This window comes from Acinetobacter sp. CIP 101934 (genome assembly GCF_000369585.1).
Classification (GTDB): Bacteria; Pseudomonadota; Gammaproteobacteria; order Pseudomonadales; family Moraxellaceae; genus Acinetobacter; species Acinetobacter schindleri.
Genome location: NZ_KB850094.1, coordinates 2,050,000 through 2,069,177, shown reverse-complemented (window position 1 = coordinate 2,069,177; position 19,178 = coordinate 2,050,000). Strand labels below are relative to the sequence as shown.

Below are 19,178 nucleotides of genomic sequence, written 5' to 3'. Positions count from 1 at the left end.
AAAGCCACGCAAAATGCGTGGCTTTTTCGAATCAGTTTAATCTAATACAGATTAGATTTTACCAACTAGGTCGATTGAAGGAGCAAGAGTTGCATCGCCTTCTTTCCATTTAGCTGGGCAAACTTCGCCTGGGTGAGCGTGTACGTATTGAGCTGCTTTAACTTTACGAAGAAGTTCTTGAGCATCACGACCGATACCACCAGCGTTGATTTCAACGATTTGGATTTTACCTTCTGGATCGATAACGAAAGTACCACGGTCAGCAAGGCCGTCAGCTTCGATTAGTACGTCGAAGTTTTTAGCAAGAGTCCAAGTAGGATCACCAACCATTACGTATTGGATTTTTTTGATTTCTTCAGAAGAATCGTGCCAAGCTTTGTGAGTGAAGTGAGTGTCAGTAGAAACTGAGTAGATTTCAACACCAAGTTTTTTGAATTCTTCGTAGTTGTCAGCAAGGTCACCAAGTTCAGTTGGGCAAACAAAAGTGAAGTCAGCTGGGTAGAAGAATACTACAGACCATTTACCTTTAAGGTCAGCTTCAGTAACTTCAACAAATTGGCCATTTTGGAATGCAGTTGCTTTAAATGGTTTAACTTCAGTATTAATCAAGCTCATCATTGTCTCCATGATTGAGGTTAGTCTTTAATTTTGAATAAGAATAGCGAACTTTGGGTCTTAGCTAAAATGGTATTTTTACATTACAAGAATCGGAAAAACCGAATTATGTAACTGACGCCAGTTTACCCAAGTCTTCTTTATGTACATTCGGCACAGCCAAAGCTGTCTGGATGACAAATCATGTTCGGTCATCAACCCGCATAAGAACATGATGTTTTACGAAGCAAAATTCAAGGGTAAAACTTAAAAAATTCATATTTTTTTTAAATAAATTTATCGGATTTGGAAATATTAATAGATACAAACTACTGATTTTATGAATATATTTCATTGTTATAATAGGTGAAAAGTGAAGTATGTTAGACGTAAGCAAAGGTGTCTTATTTAAATAGCCTAAGCATTATTATCGCTTATTTCAAATTTTGACTTGAAATGAATAGTTCGAGGTATTGAAAAAGAGGGTGGAGTATTTGTTTACTTGCTGTAATATTTTAAAAATACGAATCAGCTCCAGATCCAAGCGCAATGTAAATCATGGCTTTTAGTCACGCGGCGACAACTGAATTACGATCTAAGTGCACATAAGTACATTGGGAAAATGCATGAAAGTGAGTAGAATACTGTGTTTTAGAATAGTTGTAGGGCGCTGACTTGGCTGCGAAAGGTTTAAATGTCGAAAACTGGGTGATGGCACGTGACCTTCATCGTTTAAATCGTTTACGTAAAGGTAAGGACGCCAATGAAAAACAATACCAAGAATTATTCGAAAAATCGCATTTAAAAGTTTTGGAACGTGTTGAACGCATTCCCAATATCAAGCTGAATCAGGATTTGCCGGTTACCCAATATGCTGATAAACTGATTGAAGCCATTCAAAAGCACCAGGTCATTATTGTTGCCGGTGAAACCGGTTCTGGTAAAACCACGCAGTTACCCCAAATTGCCATGCTGGCAGGACGAGGCCTGACTGGTCTGATTGGTCATACCCAGCCACGTCGTCTGGCGGCACGTAGCGTATCACAGCGTATTGCGGAAGAAGTGGGAGAAACGCTCGGTGAGTCGATTTCCTTTAAAGTCCGTTTTAATGAGCAGGGTTCACAGGACTCTTTAGTTCGTTTGATGACAGACGGTATTCTGTTAGCAGAGCTGGCGAATGACCGCTTCCTGACCAAATATGACACCATAATTATCGATGAAGCGCATGAACGTTCATTAAACATCGACTTCATCATGGGTTATCTGAAGCAGTTGCTGCCACGTCGTAAAGACCTAAAAGTCATCATTACGTCGGCCACGCTGGATGTAAATCGCTTTAGTAATTATTTCAATGGCGCGCCAATCTTTGAAGTAGAAGGCCGTAGCTATCCGGTTGAATTGCGTTATCGCCCAATTTCAGAAATGACCATCGGTGGCAGTGATGACGATGAATTTGATGATTTCGAAGAAAACCTGCCCCGTGCAGTCGTAGCCGCTGTAGAAGAATGTTTTCAGGATGCACAAGATAAAGGTCATCCGGAACATGCAGATATCCTGATTTTTGCCAGTACTGAACAGGAAATTCGCGAGTTACAGGAAACCCTGATCAAGCATGGTCCAAGACATACAGAAGTTCTGCCTTTGTATGCACGTCTGGCTTTGGCTGAACAGCAAAAAATCTTTAATCCATCTGGTGGCGGGCGACGCATTATCATCGCGACCAACGTGGCAGAAACTGCGCTCACAGTTCCGAATATCCGTTATGTGATCGATAGCGGTTTTGCTCGTATTTCGCGCTATAACTATCGCTCACGTGTTCAGCGTCTACCGATTGAAGCGATTTCCCAAGCAGCAGCGAACCAGCGTAAAGGCCGTTGTGGTCGTATTGCACCGGGTGTGTGTATTCGCCTTTATTCCGAAGAAGACTTTTTAAGTCGTCCGGAATTTACTGAACCGGAAATCAAGCGTACCAACCTGGCATCGGTGATTCTGCAAATGCAGAGCCTGAAACTGGGTTCACTGGAAGAATTCGATTTTATTGAACCACCAGATCACCGTCTGGTGAATGATGGTCGCAAACTCTTAATTGAGCTTGGGGCGATGACGGAAAAGAATCCCCCTAAAGTTGCCGACGAAAAGCAGTCGACAACTTCTTCCCCCTTTAACAAAGGGGGAACACAAGGGGGATTAACCAAAATCGGCTATCAAATGGCGAAAATGCCGATTGATCCACGCTTGGCGCGAATGATTCTGGGTGGAGCACATTTCGGTGTTTTAAATGAAGTGCTGGTGATTGTTGCTGCGCTTGCCGTGCAAGATCCGCGTGAACGTCCCGCTGATAAGCAGATGCAGGCTGATCAAAAACATGCACTTTTCCGTGAAGCGGATTCCGATTTCCTGTTTTATATCAAACTGTGGGAAACCTTACATAATAACCGCGAAAGTATGAGCGAGAATAAACGCCGTACTTTTGCGCGTAATCATTTCCTCAGCTGGCTGCGTCTACGTGAATGGAAGAAAACCCATGAGCAATTGGTTGACCTCGCGAAGGGACTGAATCTGTCCTTTAATGAAAAGAAAGCCAGTTATGAAAATCTGCATCGTGCATTGTTAACCGGTTTGTTATCTTTCATTGCCAATAAGACCGATGAGCGTAACGTGTTTATGGCCGTGCGTCAGCAGAAGGCGCGTGTCTTCCCGGCATCTACTTTGCACAAGACCAATACCCCTTGGGTGATGGCTTTTGAAATGGTCGAAACCTCGCAGGTGTATTTGCGTACGCTTGCCAAGATTGAGCCGGAATGGATTTTGCTGGCTGCACGAGATCTGGTCAAACACCATTACTTTGAACCACATTGGTCGAAGAAAGCCGGTGTAGTGAATGCCTATGACCAGATTTCGCTCTTCGGTCTGATCATTGAACCGAAACGTCAAATTAATTATGAGAAAGTGGATCAGGAAGCTGCGCATGAAATCTTCCTGCGAGATGCACTGACCACAGGGTATTTGGGTATTACTCCGCCATTTTTAAAGCATAACCTGCTCAAACTTGAAGAAGTGGAACGGGTAGAAGACAAACTGCGCCGTCGCGATCTGGTGGTGGATGAAGAAACTATTTATCAGTTCTATGCCTCCAAAGTACCGCCAGAAGTGGCAAGTCGTCGTAGCTTTGAGGACTGGCGGGCTACGGTAGAACCGCAAGATCCCCGTTATCTGTTTATTGATGATGATGCCTTGTGGCTGAATGATCGTCCGACCACACAGCAATTCCCGGACTATCTGCGTAATGGTGAATTGCGTCTGGCGGCCAGCTATCGTTTTGATCCAAGCCATGATGAAGATGGGGCGACCGTTCGTATTCCGCTACAGGCCTTGCCGCAGGTAGATGAAAACCTCTGGTCTTGGGGAATTCCAGGCTGGCGTCAGGATCTCATTGAAGCCTTGTTAAAAGCTTTACCAAAAGACAAACGCCGTAATCTGGTACCGATTCCGGATACAGCACGTAAGCTGATGGCACGCATTGATGCGACCGATTTGCAAAAGCATATCTTTAGCTTCCTGGCATTCCAGTTGCGTGGTGAACAGATCACTGAGAAAGACTTTTCACTGGAACGTGTCGAGCAGTATCTATTGCCTTTAATCAAGGTGATCGATGAGAAAGGTCGTGTAATTGAACAGGGCCGTGATCTGGAAGAGTTAAAAGCCCGTTGTCGTACAGAAACGCATAGTCCAGTCAAACAGCTGAAAGGCGAACACAAAACCTTCCCGGAAAGCTTTGTCTTTGAAGCATCGCAAAAAGTGACAGGCGTGGTGGTGAAGCAGTATCAGGCACTGGTACCAACTAAAGACTTTGCTGCGCTAGAACAGAAAGATGAATCTGGTGTGGTCATTCAGACCTTTAATGACCAGGCTGAAGCGATTCGTCAGCACCGTGCCGGTGTCATTCGTCTGGTGCACATGCAGCTGGGTGATCTGATTCGTCAACTGAAAAAACAGATTTCCAAGCCATTGGCATTGGCATATTCCCCATTGGGTGATAAAGCCAAATTGGAACAAATGTTAGTTTATGCCACACTGCAGATGGCAATAAAAGAGCTTCCTGTCAATGCGCAAGAGTTCCAAAAGTTGTTGGAAGATGTAAAAAAATCTTTCTTAACGCATGGTCAAACTGCCTTGCGCGATATCACTGATATCTATACCCAGTGGCAGGAAATACGCCGGAAATTGTTGGTTTTAGACGGTTCTGTCTTTGGCAAGAACATTGATGACATTGAGGATCAGCTGGATTTGATGAATCTTTCTGACTTTGTTTATTCAGTGCCAGCGGATGTCTGGATTGAATTTACACGTTATCTCAAAGCACTGATTTTGCGTCTTGACCGTTTGCCAAATAATTTACAAAGGGATGATTCTGCCATTGATCAAATTGACCCTTGGATGGAAAAATTGTTCCAGTTTAAAAATGACGCTCGCCTGAAAGAACTGTATTTCATGGTTGAGGAATTGCGGATCTCTTTATTTTCACAACCGATGAAAACTAAAGCACCAGTTTCTCCGAATCGCCTACAAAAAGTATGGGATCGTCTTGGAATCAGTTAACATATAGGTAATTTCTAAAAGGAGTTTTACATGGGCATCCGCATTACAGGTACTGGTCTGTTCCATCCAACAGATTTCATTACCAATGAAGAGTTAGTTGAAAGTTTAAATGCTTATGTGGAACAGTATAACCTCGAGAATGCTGACAAAATCGCTGCGGGCGAAATTGAAGAATTGCGTGGTTCGAGTGCAGAATTTATTGAAAAAGCTTCTGGCATCAAACGCCGTTATGTCGCTGAGAAAACTGGTATTCTGGATCCAAAACGTCTTCGTCCTTTACTGCATGAACGTTCAAATGATGAATTGTCTATTCAGGCAGAGTGGGGCGTGGCTGCAGCGAAACAGGCGATGGAAAATGCAGGTGTAACTGCAGAAGACATCGATGTTGTGATTCTGTCATGTTCGAATATTCAGCGTGCTTATCCAGCGCTTGCAATTGAAATCCAGACCGCTCTGGGTATTCAAGGCTATGCATATGACATGAACGTGGCATGTTCTGCAGCAACTTTCGGGATTAAGCAGGCCGCTGATGCGATCAAGTCTGGTGCGCGCCGCGTATTAATGGTAAATGTTGAAATCACCTCTGGTCATACCGATTTCCGTTCACGTGACTGTCACTTCATCTTTGGTGATGTCGCTACTGCTTCAATCATTGAAGAAACTGAAACTAAAACTGGTTTCGAAATTGAAGATATTGAACTGTTCACCCAGTTCTCAAACAACATTCGCAATAACTTTGGTTACCTGAACCTAAGCGAAGTGGATGCTGATATCGATAACAACCGTTTCCGTCAGGACGGTCGTAAGGTATTTAAAGAAGTTTGTCCGCTGGTTGCGAAGATGATCACCAAGCAGCTGGAAAAGAACCAGATTGAACCGACTAATGTAAAACGTTTCTGGTTGCACCAGGCGAACGTGAATATGAATGAGCTGATTCTGAAACTGATCGTAGGTAAAGAACACGCGAAGTCAGAACTGGTACCATTGATTTTGGACGAGTTCGCAAATACATCTTCAGCAGGTGTCATCATTGCATTGCACCGTACGGCAAATGAAGTAAATGACGGCGAATATGGTGTGTTATGTTCATTCGGTGCGGGCTACTCTGTAGGCTCAATCCTGGTGAAAAAGCACGTCGCTTAAGCTAGAGCAGACATCTTGCAGGTTCAGCATGATGCAGCCTGGATCAAACGCTTAAGCGGGTTGTCCAAACTGTATTTTACGCCGACTTTTTTCGGTGCTGAGCACATTGATGCTTCACGACCAGCAATGTATGTCGGTAATCATTCGATCTATGGGGTGTTTGATTCACCCATGATTATTGATTACCTGTACAACGAACATAAAGTGGCTGTGGTCAGTATTGCGGACCATAGCCACTTTTATATTCCGCTCTGGCGGGAAATCTTCAGGAAGTTTGGTGCGATTGATGGTGTGCAGGAATATGTACGCGAAGTTATGCGCCAAGGTTATTCGATTCTGGTCTTCCCGGGTGGGGGGCGAGAAGTGCTGAAACGTCAAGGCGAGCAGTACCAGCTGATCTGGAAACAGCGTTATGGCTTCTTAAGGCTGGCGCAAGAATTTGACTACGATATCATACCGTTTGCTGCTCTGGGCGGTGATGAAATTTTCGAAATTGGCTTTGATGCCCGTCATGTCGTGGAAAATAAATATTTCCAGAAATTACTCAAAGTTTCTGCACTTAATAAACTCTTGCGTAAAGGGGATGTCATTCCTTCCTTGCCGAAAAGTCTTTTTCCAAAACGGTTACCTTTCTATTTTCAGTTCCAGCCAGCTTTATCTGTCTCTCATATCCAAAGCCAAGAAGATATGACACTATTCCGTGATCAGATTCAGCAACAGATCTATCAGGCAATTGAAGAATTAAAAAATATCCGGGCATCCGAGCTATCACCTAAATCCTGAAAAATAAAAATGAACTGGGTTTAAATGCGAGCTGTTTATCTGATTTATTTTATTTTGTGAATTATTTTTCTATATGAGCTATTTTACTGGTCTGTGTCAGATGACTTGAATATGCTTAAATGAGTTTATAGTCCATTTTAGGTGCGTGTATGGAACAGGAGAGTTTAGTACCGCAGTATCAGCAGCTCGCCAAGCAGTTGCTTCGTATTTCAGATTGCTTGCATGATATTTATCAGGATCAGTGGGACATTGTGGGGAATTTAAATGCCCAGAATATGTTCAAGCTGGATCATGAGCGATATCGGATCGTCTTGGCAAATGGCCTGTTTCATATCCAGCTGCATACGCCTCAGCACATTCAGCAGGGCACAGCGCAATTGCTGGCAGAACCACATTTTAGTGTGCAGCATCACAAGTCAGACACTCTGGAAGAGTTCTTTTTACAGGATATCCATTTCCTGACTGGTGATTTAAAACCCCAGCATTCCCTATTCTTGCGTGATAAAGCGCAACAGTTAAGTAAACTGCTGTTCGAACAGGTCTATCAATGGGTCAATGGGCCTGCACGTGTGCTGAAATTCGTGCAGCAACTTTCCGTTGTGCAGGCAGAAATCATTGATCATCTGATGAGAAGAGCGGGTCTGTATACCACGCCAGTAATGAGTGACTATGTCTTATATGGAAAAGAACCATCTCAAAACATCTTGCAGCAAATGCAGAAGATTTTTTCCTTAGAATATTTAGCGCCCGCTGACTTTCTTTCGATTCAGGGACTCATGCACAGTCTGGATGAATTCTGTTTTAGCGCAGCACAATTTCTGCATCCGGCAATCTACCGTATTATGAGTTTATCCTTTGAGGAGCGTTTTAATCTGCATGAGTTGAATGATCATGTAAACGATATTGAACTCCTGTTCAGGCACACCTTGGAGCATAGCAATATGCTGGGTTTCGTGCGTTTGATGAACCGTGATACCTGGGGACGGGATGATCTGCTGAGCAAGAAGCATTTTCTGGAAAATAATCATCAGTTATGGCAGAAAAAAGTCGCGAAACTGCCATTGTTTGACTGTAATCGGGCGATCAACTGGCTGTTCAAGCAGTCTGCTGAAGTGTTGGACTGGATTAGTACGAATATTCAGCACAGTAGTGTACGGGTTACAGTCACGGCGATCAGTTTCCTGAATACTCATCAGGTTCATCCACAGGTGCTGCTGGCGACCTTGCAATATTTTCAATATGCTTCGGCGCGGTTATTTATTCATAGTGTGCATCAGCATGCCATACAGTATAAATGGTTCACGCATCCGGATAATAAATCCGTAGTATTAAAAGGAACACGTCAGGCGATTAATGACCACCGTATTGCTATCAGTCCGTCAATTCTGTATCTGGACGAGTGGATCGGCCTGATGCGCGAAGTAGTCAAGATGGATGATTGCACCACCAAGAAGGTATATATGGGTTTAAGCCGGGTCATGCAGGCCTATATGCAGCATTTACATAAAGCAACTTCTCATCTGCCTGAAGCGGTACAGCAATATATTAGGCCAGCTACTCAACAAAATCGTGATTTTTATACCGAGTTGCAGCGTTATCGGATTCAGTTGACTGAGTTTCGACAGCTGTTTTATCTGCAAGATGCCAATGTGCGCGAATCAATTTTTGACAGTTATGTACGTGACTATCTGGCAGAATATTTTGCTATATATAAAAATATTCCAAAAAGTCTGACCTGGAAGGGTTTGTTTATTCAGGCCATTGCCTGGCATGACCAGATTCAGAAGCAGGAAATTATTGCCCGACTGAAAAAGGACTTTGCACTTAAGGACTGGAAAACTCTGACGAATGAAGCAAATTTCTATTATTTTGACTGGAAATTTGAAGAGTTAAAAAATATAGACCAGATTATTGAGGAAGCTCGGATTTTTCAGAACTGTCTGGCCGCCAGTTATGCACAGCGGATCATAGAAGGGGAATATGTTGCTTTTCATGTCAGTCATGCAGAATTATCTACGCCACTGCTCTTGGGTTGTCATATACAGGATCAGGAAATTATTTTTGATCAGCTGGAATATCCCCACAACCAAAAAGCAGATCCGCAATATATCGATATGGCAATTCATTTCATCAGCTGGTTTAACAGACGACTGCATACGTCGTGTATAGATTCTGATTTGGACCTGAATACTTAACTTTTGCCGGAAAAGTCGTTAGGCTATAGCCGTTCTTTCACGGTATAGGTCATATGAAACAGGAAACTGCACTTAAGTTACTCAAAGCGGGCGAAAATGTATTTTTAACAGGCTCGGCTGGTGCAGGGAAAACCTATACCCTGAATCAATATATCAATTATTTGAAAGCACGTAAGGTATCTGTTGCGATTACAGCGTCTACAGGTATCGCGGCAACGCACATGAATGGCATGACCATTCATACCTGGGCCGGTATCGGGATTAAGGACTTCTTGTCAGAAGAAGACCTGAAGCGTATGAAAGAGCGCAAATATCTGAAAGAGCATCTGGAAAATGCTCAGGTACTGATTATTGATGAGATTTCTATGCTGCATGCCAAGCAGCTAAATCTGGTTAATCAGGTATTAAAGTATTTCAAAGAATCTGATGAAGCTTTTGGTGGCATTCAGGTGATTGTTGCTGGCGATTTCTTTCAGTTGCCTCCAGTGGGTAAAAATGATGAACGCAACCGGGATAAATTCTGCTTTATGTCAGATGCCTGGGTCGAAGCCAAATTTCGCGTTTGCTATCTGACCGAACAGCACCGTCAGGGCAATGACTATCTGAATGATATTCTAAATGCAATCCGTGCGCAGGCGATTGGTACAGAACATCGAAATGCCTTGCAAAGAACACGTCATCAGGAGATTGGCGACACTTATACGCGTCTGTATACGCATAATATGGATGTGGACAGTATCAACTTCCGGCATTTAAATGAAATTGATAATGAGCCGCGCCAGTTTGATGCCCAGTGCGACGGCAATGACAAGTTGATCGAAACACTGAAATCTTCAGTGCGTGCACCAGAAACCTTAACGCTGAAAAAGCATGCTAAAGTCATGTTTGTCAAAAACAATTTTGACTTGGGTTATATCAATGGCAGTTTGGGTGAAGTTATTGGTTTTGAAGAAGATGATGAATTTGGGGTATTGCCTAAAGTCAAACTCACAGATGGGACGACGTTGCTGGTTGAGCCAGAAACCTGGTCAGTAGACAATGAAGCCGGTAAGACTATTGCCAGTTTCCAGCAAATTCCCTTACGTTTAGCGTGGGCGATTACGATTCATAAATCACAGGGTATGACCTTAGAAGCTGCCGAAATTGACTTGAGTCATACTTTTGAAAAAGGACAGGGCTATGTGGCACTTTCGCGTTTAAAAACTTTAGATGGTCTACGTCTAAAAGGTTTTAATGAGCAGGCATTGGAACTGGATAGTCTGGCAATTAAGGCAGACCGCCGTTTTCAGGAGTTGTCGAGTGAAGCCGAAGAACACTTTGAAAATATTGATTTAACCAAACAACATAATGCCTTTATCCGTCATTGCGGTGGTACGCTGAATGAAACTGAAATTCAGCGTAATGAAAAAAAACTGGCGAAAAATGGCGGCAAGCAGAATTATGCTGCTGCAACGCTGGATGAAACGCGTGAGCTGTTTGAAGAAGGTTATGATATTGCCGATATCGCCACTGAGCGTGGCTTAACACCGGCAACGATTATCAACCATTTAGGTCGACTGCATAAAGAGCAAGGTTTAGATATATCTGTAGCTCATCCGGGTGAGGAAGTGGTTGAACAAGTGCGTAAGATCTATAAACGTCTGACTAAGCGACAGGATACCGATCATTTCAATGATGATGGGTCTATTAAACTGCGTCCGATTGTCGAGTTAACCAGTCCACGTATGGGTTATGACCAGGTGCGTTTGGCGCTACTATTTGTGGAATAATCATCAAGATTATATTTAAGAGTTCTTAAGATGCACAGTTTATTTGTATACGGCACGCTTCGTCCGCAGCAACCCAATGCCCATGTCATGGAAGGGATTGGAGGAAGCTGGAAAGCCGATTATATTTGTGGACATTTGCAGCAGCGTGGTTGGAGTGCTGAACTGGGTAGCCCGGGTATTCAGCTCAGTGATTTGGGAGAGACTGTTCCGGGTTAGGTATTCATATCCGAGAACCTTCCCCAATATTGGGATGAGCTGGATAAGTTTGAAGGTGATGAATATCAACGTATTCCGGTTAAAGTATATTTGGAAAATGGCGAGATGATAGAAAGTCTGGTCTATGCTTTGAAAGATTAGACTGGTATGTATCATTTATTGAATTTCAAATTTTTATCAGGTCAACGCTTTTAAAAATCATTCACTTTATTTTGCTTGAATTTCGAAAGGTCGAATTAATAAAGTATTCTGTTGATCTGATAGTATCTTCTGAGCAAGCCTGAAGTACTGCTTTATAGCTTGCGTAAGGTAATCAATGTGCAACCTCTATGTCGCTAGTCATATAATTTGATCTCTAAATATTTTTAGAAATCCGAGAAAGGTGGATGTTTGAATTCGTGTTAACTGAATAGAAATTTTATTTTAAACTTATTGCGTACTAATCAACAAAGATAAAATCCCAGCCGCAATTAAAGGACCGACTGGAACACCGCGTAATACTGCTACACCTGCTACTGTGCCTAATAATAGTCCGGCTACCACATCTGGCTGATTGGACATCAGCTTCACTCCACGTCCGCCCAGCCAGGCGACAAAGACGCCAATGACGATTGCTAGTAAAGACTTCCAGCTCAGGAAAGATTTGAGAATACTTTCTCCTGGAATTTTGCCACTGGCAATTGGTGCTAATACGCCAATGGTTAAAATAATCACGCCGATATTCAGGCCATGTGTCTGGACATAGGGCAGCATTTCATTCAGCGGTGTGATTTTTAATACGAGCAGCACACCTGCAGCAATCGTCACAGCGGTATTGTGGCTGAAGATACCACACGCCAGTAAAATCAAAAGTACCAGCAAATTCAGATCGAGTTGAGGCATAAGATAGGAGTTGAGAGAATAATCACGCTATTGTAGCCATTTTCAGCAACCGAAACTAACCTTATATAAAGCTGAATCCAGAGTGCACGGTTTCGGTATAGAATAGAGCTTGAATGAAATATCAGAGATTGAAGTTTATGCTTCTGGAAAAAATGTTGCAGTCACAAGGTTTTGGCTCGCGTAAGTATTGCCAGCAACTGATCAAGAATGGCGCTGTGAGCATCCAGGGTGAAATCATTGATAATCCAAAGCATAAACTTGATTTGGATCAGCTAGAGTTCAATGTGTATGACGAAATCTATCAATATCGGGAAAAAGTCTATATTGCCTTAAACAAGCCACAAGGTTATGAGTGTTCGCATCAGGCAACCCATCATTTTAGTGTCTTTGAGCTGTTTGATGACTTGCTCATGAATCGTGGAATTCAGTGTGTAGGTCGTTTAGACCAGGATACGACAGGCTTGCTGTTACTGACTGATGATGGTCAATTTTTGCAGGCATTAACTCATCCTAAAAAGCATGTTGCCAAGATTTACCAGATGGATACCGCAGACCCTGTTACGGATGAGCAGATCAAGCAGCTAGAACAAGGTGTTGAGTTACGCAATGAAAAAGGTATGTATGCTGCTACGGATGTCATTCGTCTGGAAGAAAAGCGTTTGCAAATGACAGTGCATCAAGGTGTTTATCATCAGGTGAAACGTATGCTGGCAGCTGTGGGGAATAAAGTTGAAAAACTACATCGGGCTCAAATAGGTCAATTGACTTTGAATGATTTGCCAGAAGGTGAGTGGATTTATTTAACTGAAGATCAAGTGATTCAAGCTAAATACCGTGCCGAATAAAGCGCTGGATTTACTTGAGAAAACAATGAAAAGTGACAAATTCATCATCTCGCATAAATCCCATTGATTCATAGAGTTTATGCGATTGGTGGTTGTTTTTCTGGGTATCCAGGCTAATACGCAGTGCATTTTCATGTCGGGCAAATAAAATAGCGGTATCAATCAGTTGTCGTGCAGCGCCATGACGGCGATACAGTGGAGTGATATACACATCATCCAGCACATAAAACTTTGAACAAGCTACTGAGGAAAATCTTAAATAAAGCAGAATAAATCCGGTAAAAATATCATCCTTGGTGTTGATAAAAATCACTGTTTGCTGGTCTTCAAATCGCTGTTTTAGAAACTGATAAGAAAGTTCCTGATTTGAGGAAGCTCCATAAAACTGGCGATATTCATTAAATAAAACTGAAAGCTGTTGCAGGTCTTTTACCTGAGCACGTCGAACAAGCATTCCTTACTCCATGTCTTATTATTATGTATTCATGGAGCATAACGAAATTTTGGGGAGGAGTAGCGTATGAAATTGTTTGAAAATGCGACAGTGTTAAATTTTGTCACTTTCACCCAGAATGGCATTCAGTTCTTCAAATAAATCAAAATGATCATCATCAGCATGTAGATCCAATGCTTCCTGTTCTGCAGTGTCTGCAATCAATCCGGCAGATGCAGGTTTGGATTCGCTTTGCTTTAGTTTGCGCAGCTTGATTAATTGTTCCAAGTTGATATTCTGATTTTCAATAGAGAAGGGGATAGATTTAGTCAGCACTACCTGCTTAAAAAACAGGCGGACTGCTTGAGCTGGTGTAATTCCCAATTGCTTAAATACGGCAAAGGCTTGTTTCTTTTCTTGAGAATCCAGGCGTATTTGGTAGACTTCAGTTTTTCTCATAATATATTCAAGACTTTAAAATACTTAACTTTTCGCATTCATTTTAATCCATTACATTTGAAATACAATCCTTATACGAATCAATTCTGAAAATAAATCGTAATGACAGCTGCATTACAGTGTCAGCACTTGCTCGGAAGAAAATTGCATCAATTGCTGGGTAATAGGGTCAACAAACTGGATATATTTGGCCAATAACTGTAAGGGCGCAGAAAAATCATTATCTGCTTTATGTGCAACGCTAGGATAAAACGGATCATTCAGAATCGGTATACCCAAAAAGTTTAAGTGCACACGTAATTGGTGCTGCTTGCCAGTATGCGGTTTCAGTTCGTATTTGGCTAAATGATCTTGCTGTTCTAATAAGGTGATTTCGGTTTCACTATTAGGCTCACCTTCCAAAACCTGCATAGTATAGAAAGGCTGACCTTTATCCATGCGTAAACGCACAATTTGCGGAAAGCGAAATTCTTCACGGTAACCTGCAATCGCATGATAGGTTTTCTGTACTTGGCGTGTAGCAAACAACTGCTGATAAAGTCCACGCGATGCTACATTTTTAGAGATAAGCACTACGCCAGCCGTCTCCCGATCCAGTCGGTGAATCGGAGTTAGGTGCTCAATCCCGGTCTGTTTCTTTAGACGAACCAGCAGGGTTTCCTGTACATATTGTCCGGTCGGGCTCATGGTTAGAAAATGTGGTTTATCAATCACCATAAAATGTTCATTTTCGAACAGGATTTGGTGTTCGAAAGGAACATGCACTTCGTGTCCCAGAAAGCGATAATAAAAACAGTGGCTATTCGCCTGAAAGAGGCTATTTAGATTTAAGCTATTTCCCTGTGCATCATAAACCAGACCCTCCTGAAAACGAGATTGCCATTCACTGGTCTGGATATGCGGAAACTGTGTACATAAATAGTCATAGACTGTTGCAGCAGTGGATGGTTGCAAGAAAACTTTGCTGGCACTGACGCCGTTGATCATCGGTGGGATAAATTCAGCAGAAGTATTCATATGGGGAAGTGGATCTCATTCAGGAAACAAATGCTATGAAAAAATACAGTTTCTCATGCGGCGGAATAGGCTTTTAAACTGCGGCGATGCTATCATATTTGTTCCTTTGAATCATGTCGTGAGTCATATGCCTTATTCATTTACTGTCACCTTAAATCATGAAGAAGATACCCAACAGCTGGCTAAGGTATTGGCCGCGAATTTTAGTACGGGAGTGATCTATCTGATCGGTGATCTGGGAGCAGGCAAGACGACATTGACGCGCTATTATTTACAACAGCTCGGTCATGAGGGTTCGGTCAAAAGTCCAACCTATACATTGGTAGAACCTTATAATATTCAAGGGAAGGATATTTTCCACTTTGACCTGTACCGTTTAAATGATCCCTATGAACTGGAACTGATGGGTATTCGGGATTATCTTGAAACCCCAAAGGCATTATTCTTGTTTGAATGGCCATCTAAAGGTGGTGATGAAATACCTGAAGCAGATCTGATCATTGAAATTCTTAAATCCGAAGATGAGTTGACTCGTACTGCAACGTTGACTTCATCAAACTCAGTATTACAGCAGGCTTTGGAGCAGCAATTCCCATATGTCGAATGATTTAAGCGTACGCCGTATCCGTTCACTTGATCCTGCACTGGCGAACCAGATTGCAGCGGGTGAAGTGATTGAACGACCTGCATCTGTAGTGAAAGAACTGCTCGAAAACTCGATTGATGCTGGTGCGACTGAACTGGTGATTCGTGTAGAACAGGGCGGTAGTACACTGATCGAAATTATTGACAATGGTCGAGGAATTCACCCGGAAGATTTAGCGCTGGCGGTCATGCGTCATGCCACCAGTAAAATTCAGACAGCAGAGGAATTGCATGCCATCACCAGTCTGGGTTTCCGTGGTGAGGCGCTGGCTTCGATTGCAGCCGTATCGCGTCTAACCTTGACCAGTAGCCAAAGCGAAGATGGCATTGGTTATCAGGTTGAAGTGAATGGTACTGCTTTTGACCATCAGGAAATTCAGGCAGTTGCTACTTCACGTGGTACCCATATCCGGGTGCAGGATCTGTTCTTTAATGTACCGGCACGTCGTAAATTTCTAAAAAAACCGGGCACTGAATTTGGTCATATTGAAGAGATTGTACGTCGTCTGGCACTGACCCATTTCGATATCCGTTTTGTGCTGGAACATAATGAAAGTATCAAGCTGAATCTGCCTGTGGCAGACAGTGGAGCATTACGTTTCCAGCGTGTGCAGCAGTTATTGGGGCGCCAATTTACTGAAAATGCTTACTGGATGGATGCAGATAGTATCAACATGCGTTTGTCTGGCTGGCTCGGTCATCCTTCGGATGCGCGTGCGCAAGCCGATATGCAATATGTCTATGTAAATGGTCGTATCGTAAGAGACAAGACCATTTCTCATGCATTGCGTATGGCGTATGACGGCATTCTGCATGGAAACCAGCATGCAGCTTATCTGCTGTTTCTGGAAGTAGATCCGGAAAATATTGATGTCAATGTACATCCAACTAAACATGAAATCCGTTTCCTGAATCAGCGTGAAGTACATGAGTTTGTACGTCATTATGCCAAAGAAACGCTAGCACAGTTCCAGACCGCAACAGCTAATCTGGCTGATGCAATGAAAACTGAGGAACCTGCACCACTTACGCCTCAGCCGCGTTATCAGGAACAGTTTAGCCTGCATCAGGCTGCACCGCAGTCCCCTCCTGAACCTTATGCAGTTCAGCAGCATCTACATCCTCGTAATACGCATAAATATATAGAAGCTGAAGCTTCAGATGTGCTGACTGACTTTGAATCTTCGCGTCCACAAACTGTGCATTATGTGCAGGATTATACCAAGCCTTATAGTGGTTCACAGCAGCTTAACAATGCCTTACAAAGCTATTTGGCACCACTTAGAGCAAACTCCGAAACTGAGCAGCTGAGCCCTGAGCAGTCTTTTCAGACACATGTGCAGGCCAAAGTAGATGAGCATCCTTTAGGCATTGCGATTGCACAGCTGCATGGGATTTATATCCTTGCACAAAACACAGAAGGTCTGATTATTGTAGATATGCATGCAGCACATGAGCGTATCGTCTTGCAGCAAATGAAGTCTGCCTGGGATAAACCGGAGTTCTGGACATCGCAGCAGCTTTTAATTCCTAAGGTGGTGTCTATCAGTCGTATGCAGGCCATGCGTGTAGAAGAGTTGAAGGAACAGCTGGCCCGATTTGGTCTGGAGATTGACCAGTATGGTGATGAACAGGTGATCGTGCGCGGAGTTCCTGCGATCCTGCACAAGGCAGATTTTGATGCCTTGATTCCTGAATTACTGGATGATCTGGACCCAACGGATCAGGCGCAAGGCCTGTTGCAAAAGCGTGACCAGATCTTGGCGGGCATGGCCTGTCATGGTGCGGTACGTGCAAACCGTATTTTAAGCCTGTCTGAAATGAATGCCTTATTGCGTCAGATGGAACAAACTGAATTTGCCAGCCAGTGTAATCATGGACGTCCAACATGGCGTGCTTTCCCACTGGCTCAACTAGATAAACTTTTTGCTCGAGGAGAGTAGTGGTACATGTCAAATCAATTGCCGGTCATCAACTTAATGGGACCAACTGCAAGTGGTAAAACCGCTTTGGCATGTGAACTCTATGAGCAAGGAAATTTTGAGCTGATTTCCGTCGATTCTGCACTGGTTTACCGGGAAATGGACATTGGTACAGCCAAGCCAACCAAAGCGGAATTAGAGCAATATCCGCATCATCTGATTGATATTATTAGTCCTTTAGAGGTCTATTCAGCAGCCAATTTTGTCGAAGATGCCTGTCGCCTGATTGATGATATGCATGCACGTGGCAAAACTCCAATTTTGGTTGGTGGAACAATGCTTTATTTCAAAGCATTGCTAGAAGGATTATCTGATAATCTACCCAGTGCAGATTATAAGGTACGTGCGGAAATTGAAGCAAAAGCCGAACGGGAAGGGTGGGAAGCAGTTTATGCGGAATTATGTACGGTAGACCCAATTGCAGGGCAAAAATTTAAAGTAAGTGACAAACAGCGCATTATTCGTGCTTTAGAGGTTTATAAGCTGACTGGCCAAGCTATAACAAAACTACAAGCAGAACAACCAAAAAATCAACCATATCGTTACAGTTTTCATAATTACGCGCTGATCCCAGACCGAGTAGAATTACACAAGCGTATTGAAAAACGATTAGAAATTATGTGGGAAATCGGTTTTTTAAATGAAGTGGAAAACTTGATGAAAAAATACGATTTTGATGAAAATCTTCCATCCATGCGTTCCGTTGGTTACCGTCAGGCGATCGAATTTATAAAAAACAGTGAGCGAAGTATTGAAAAACAGCGAGAAATGGAAGACAAGGCATTGTTTGCAACACGACAACTGGCTAAACGTCAATACACATGGTTAAGATCTTTGCAAGATAAGCATAAATTTACTACATATTTTACCGCACAGCAGGCTCAAGAAGACTTGCGAAACTGTTACGGATAAAGCAAAATTTACAGACTATCTTTTTTATAATTTTTAATTGAAAAATAAAGATAGTTTTTTGCGCTGATTTTAAAATTTTTTGGAGTTATAACATGTCTAAAGGTCAAACTTTACAAGATCCGTTCTTGAATTCCCTACGTAAAGAACGTATTCCTGTTTCTATCTTCCTGGTTAACGGTATCAAACTACAAGGTCATATCGAATCATTTGACCAATACGTTGTATTATTAAAAAATACTGTAAGCCAAATGGTTTACAAACACGCGATTTCTACCGTAGTTCCTGCACGTAACCCACGTCCTGCTGGTGCTCCTGCTGGTCCTCAAGGTGCTGGCTTCGGCGGTCAAGGTGGCTTCGGTGGCGGCCAACCTGGCGGCTTCGGTGGTCAAGGCGGCTTCGGTGGCGGCCAACCTGGCGGCTTCGGTGGTCAAGGAGGCTTCGGTGGCGGTCAACCTGGTGGCTTCGGTGGTCAAGGCGGCTTCGGTGGCGGCCAACCTGGCGGCTTTGGTGGACAAGGTGGCTTCGGTGGACAAGGCGGCTTCGGTGGTCAAGGTGCTGGCTTTAGTGACGATGCAAAATTCGAAGATTCTCAAGATGACGAAAACAACCGTTAATCTGATTTAAGAATCTAAAAAACCTCTCAGAAATGAGAGGTTTTTTTATGGTAATAGTCTTATATAGATAATAAAAAACCGGCCAAAAGC

General features: G+C 43.0%; 15 protein-coding genes and 1 pseudogene. 11 read left to right on the top strand and 5 right to left on the bottom strand.

Going from position 1 to position 19,178, the window contains the following annotated elements:
- Nucleotides 1-51 precede the first annotated feature (51 nt).
- Nucleotides 52-615: an alkyl hydroperoxide reductase subunit C gene (gene ahpC, locus F899_RS10155; protein WP_005222564.1), complete on the bottom strand. Its 564-nt coding sequence runs from the start codon at nt 613-615 to the stop codon at nt 52-54.
- 690 nt (nt 616-1,305) lie between these two features.
- On the opposite strand from ahpC, the gene hrpA reads away from it, so the two are divergent.
- The 6 genes and pseudogenes from hrpA to F899_RS10125 all read left to right on the top strand — a co-directional run bounded on the left by hrpA (nt 1,306) and on the right by F899_RS10125 (nt 11,440).
- Nucleotides 1,306-5,193, top strand: coding sequence for an ATP-dependent RNA helicase HrpA (hrpA, locus tag F899_RS10150; RefSeq protein ID WP_034434259.1), 3,888 nt, complete (start codon nt 1,306-1,308; stop codon nt 5,191-5,193).
- A 30-nt stretch (nt 5,194-5,223) separates the two neighbouring features.
- Nucleotides 5,224-6,336 (top strand): beta-ketoacyl-ACP synthase III, encoded by a 1,113-nt coding sequence (locus tag F899_RS10145; protein ID WP_004892730.1) that lies wholly within the window; start codon nt 5,224-5,226, stop codon nt 6,334-6,336.
- 15 nt (nt 6,337-6,351) lie between these two features.
- Nucleotides 6,352-7,119 carry a lysophospholipid acyltransferase family protein gene (locus F899_RS10140; protein ID WP_005222562.1) on the top strand — a complete coding sequence of 256 codons (768 nt, stop codon included), beginning with the start codon at nt 6,352-6,354 and terminating at the stop codon, nt 7,117-7,119.
- 149 nt (nt 7,120-7,268) lie between these two features.
- Complete coding sequence (locus F899_RS10135; RefSeq protein ID WP_005222561.1) at nt 7,269-9,314, top strand: hypothetical protein; 2,046 nt, start codon at nt 7,269-7,271, stop codon at nt 9,312-9,314.
- 53 nt (nt 9,315-9,367) lie between these two features.
- Complete coding sequence (locus F899_RS10130) at nt 9,368-11,083, top strand: AAA family ATPase (protein ID WP_005222560.1); 1,716 nt, start codon at nt 9,368-9,370, stop codon at nt 11,081-11,083.
- Nucleotides 11,084-11,113: 30 nt separating this feature from the next.
- Nucleotides 11,114-11,440 (top strand): annotated as a pseudogene (locus F899_RS10125) (gamma-glutamylcyclotransferase family protein).
- 288 nt (nt 11,441-11,728) lie between these two features.
- Here the strand turns inward: F899_RS10125 and F899_RS10120 are convergent.
- Complete coding sequence (locus F899_RS10120) at nt 11,729-12,181, bottom strand: DUF441 domain-containing protein (protein ID WP_005222558.1); 453 nt, start codon at nt 12,179-12,181, stop codon at nt 11,729-11,731.
- Nucleotides 12,182-12,318: 137 nt separating this feature from the next.
- On the opposite strand from F899_RS10120, the gene F899_RS10115 reads away from it, so the two are divergent.
- Nucleotides 12,319-13,026 (top strand): pseudouridine synthase, encoded by a 708-nt coding sequence (locus F899_RS10115; protein WP_005222557.1) that lies wholly within the window; start codon nt 12,319-12,321, stop codon nt 13,024-13,026.
- A gap of 10 nt (nt 13,027-13,036) precedes the next feature.
- On the opposite strand, the gene F899_RS10110 is transcribed toward F899_RS10115, so the two are convergent.
- From F899_RS10110 to F899_RS10100, 3 genes are all read right to left on the bottom strand, one after another.
- Nucleotides 13,037-13,480 carry a GNAT family N-acetyltransferase gene (locus F899_RS10110; protein WP_005222556.1) on the bottom strand — a complete coding sequence of 148 codons (444 nt, stop codon included), beginning with the start codon at nt 13,478-13,480 and terminating at the stop codon, nt 13,037-13,039.
- A gap of 93 nt (nt 13,481-13,573) precedes the next feature.
- Nucleotides 13,574-13,918 carry a type II toxin-antitoxin system RelB/DinJ family antitoxin gene (locus F899_RS10105; protein WP_004892749.1) on the bottom strand — a complete coding sequence of 115 codons (345 nt, stop codon included), beginning with the start codon at nt 13,916-13,918 and terminating at the stop codon, nt 13,574-13,576.
- Between the two features lie 114 nt (nt 13,919-14,032).
- Nucleotides 14,033-14,935 carry a pseudouridine synthase gene (locus F899_RS10100; RefSeq protein WP_005222555.1) on the bottom strand — a complete coding sequence of 301 codons (903 nt, stop codon included), beginning with the start codon at nt 14,933-14,935 and terminating at the stop codon, nt 14,033-14,035.
- 127 nt (nt 14,936-15,062) lie between these two features.
- On the opposite strand from F899_RS10100, the gene tsaE reads away from it, so the two are divergent.
- From tsaE to hfq, 4 genes are all read left to right on the top strand, one after another.
- A complete protein-coding gene (tsaE, locus tag F899_RS10095) occupies nt 15,063-15,542 on the top strand; it encodes a tRNA (adenosine(37)-N6)-threonylcarbamoyltransferase complex ATPase subunit type 1 TsaE (protein ID WP_034434048.1) in 480 nt (159 codons plus the stop codon).
- The gene (gene mutL, locus F899_RS10090; RefSeq protein WP_005222553.1) at nt 15,532-17,523 is read left to right on the top strand and encodes a DNA mismatch repair endonuclease MutL; all 1,992 of its coding nucleotides are present in this window, start codon (nt 15,532-15,534) and stop codon (nt 17,521-17,523) included. Before tsaE ends, mutL begins: the two co-directional genes overlap by 11 nt.
- A gap of 6 nt (nt 17,524-17,529) precedes the next feature.
- Nucleotides 17,530-18,474 carry a tRNA (adenosine(37)-N6)-dimethylallyltransferase MiaA gene (gene miaA, locus F899_RS10085; RefSeq protein ID WP_005222552.1) on the top strand — a complete coding sequence of 315 codons (945 nt, stop codon included), beginning with the start codon at nt 17,530-17,532 and terminating at the stop codon, nt 18,472-18,474.
- A 92-nt stretch (nt 18,475-18,566) separates the two neighbouring features.
- Nucleotides 18,567-19,088 (top strand): RNA chaperone Hfq, encoded by a 522-nt coding sequence (gene hfq, locus F899_RS10080; protein ID WP_004892762.1) that lies wholly within the window; start codon nt 18,567-18,569, stop codon nt 19,086-19,088.
- Nucleotides 19,089-19,178 lie beyond the last annotated feature (90 nt).

Coding starts and splice junctions, on each gene's coding strand:
- ahpC (WP_005222564.1), bottom strand. CDS start 615: ATGAGCTTGATTAATACTGAAGTTAAACCATTTAAAGCAACTGCATTC.
- hrpA (WP_034434259.1), top strand. CDS start 1,306: ATGGCACGTGACCTTCATCGTTTAAATCGTTTACGTAAAGGTAAGGAC.
- F899_RS10145 (WP_004892730.1), top strand. CDS start 5,224: ATGGGCATCCGCATTACAGGTACTGGTCTGTTCCATCCAACAGATTTC.
- F899_RS10135 (WP_005222561.1), top strand. CDS start 7,269: ATGGAACAGGAGAGTTTAGTACCGCAGTATCAGCAGCTCGCCAAGCAG.
- F899_RS10130 (WP_005222560.1), top strand. CDS start 9,368: ATGAAACAGGAAACTGCACTTAAGTTACTCAAAGCGGGCGAAAATGTA.
- F899_RS10120 (WP_005222558.1), bottom strand. CDS start 12,181: ATGCCTCAACTCGATCTGAATTTGCTGGTACTTTTGATTTTACTGGCG.
- F899_RS10115 (WP_005222557.1), top strand. CDS start 12,319: ATGCTTCTGGAAAAAATGTTGCAGTCACAAGGTTTTGGCTCGCGTAAG.
- F899_RS10110 (WP_005222556.1), bottom strand. CDS start 13,480: ATGCTTGTTCGACGTGCTCAGGTAAAAGACCTGCAACAGCTTTCAGTT.
- F899_RS10105 (WP_004892749.1), bottom strand. CDS start 13,918: ATGAGAAAAACTGAAGTCTACCAAATACGCCTGGATTCTCAAGAAAAG.
- F899_RS10100 (WP_005222555.1), bottom strand. CDS start 14,935: ATGAATACTTCTGCTGAATTTATCCCACCGATGATCAACGGCGTCAGT.
- tsaE (WP_034434048.1), top strand. CDS start 15,063: ATGCCTTATTCATTTACTGTCACCTTAAATCATGAAGAAGATACCCAA.
- mutL (WP_005222553.1), top strand. CDS start 15,532: ATGTCGAATGATTTAAGCGTACGCCGTATCCGTTCACTTGATCCTGCA.
- miaA (WP_005222552.1), top strand. CDS start 17,530: ATGTCAAATCAATTGCCGGTCATCAACTTAATGGGACCAACTGCAAGT.
- hfq (WP_004892762.1), top strand. CDS start 18,567: ATGTCTAAAGGTCAAACTTTACAAGATCCGTTCTTGAATTCCCTACGT.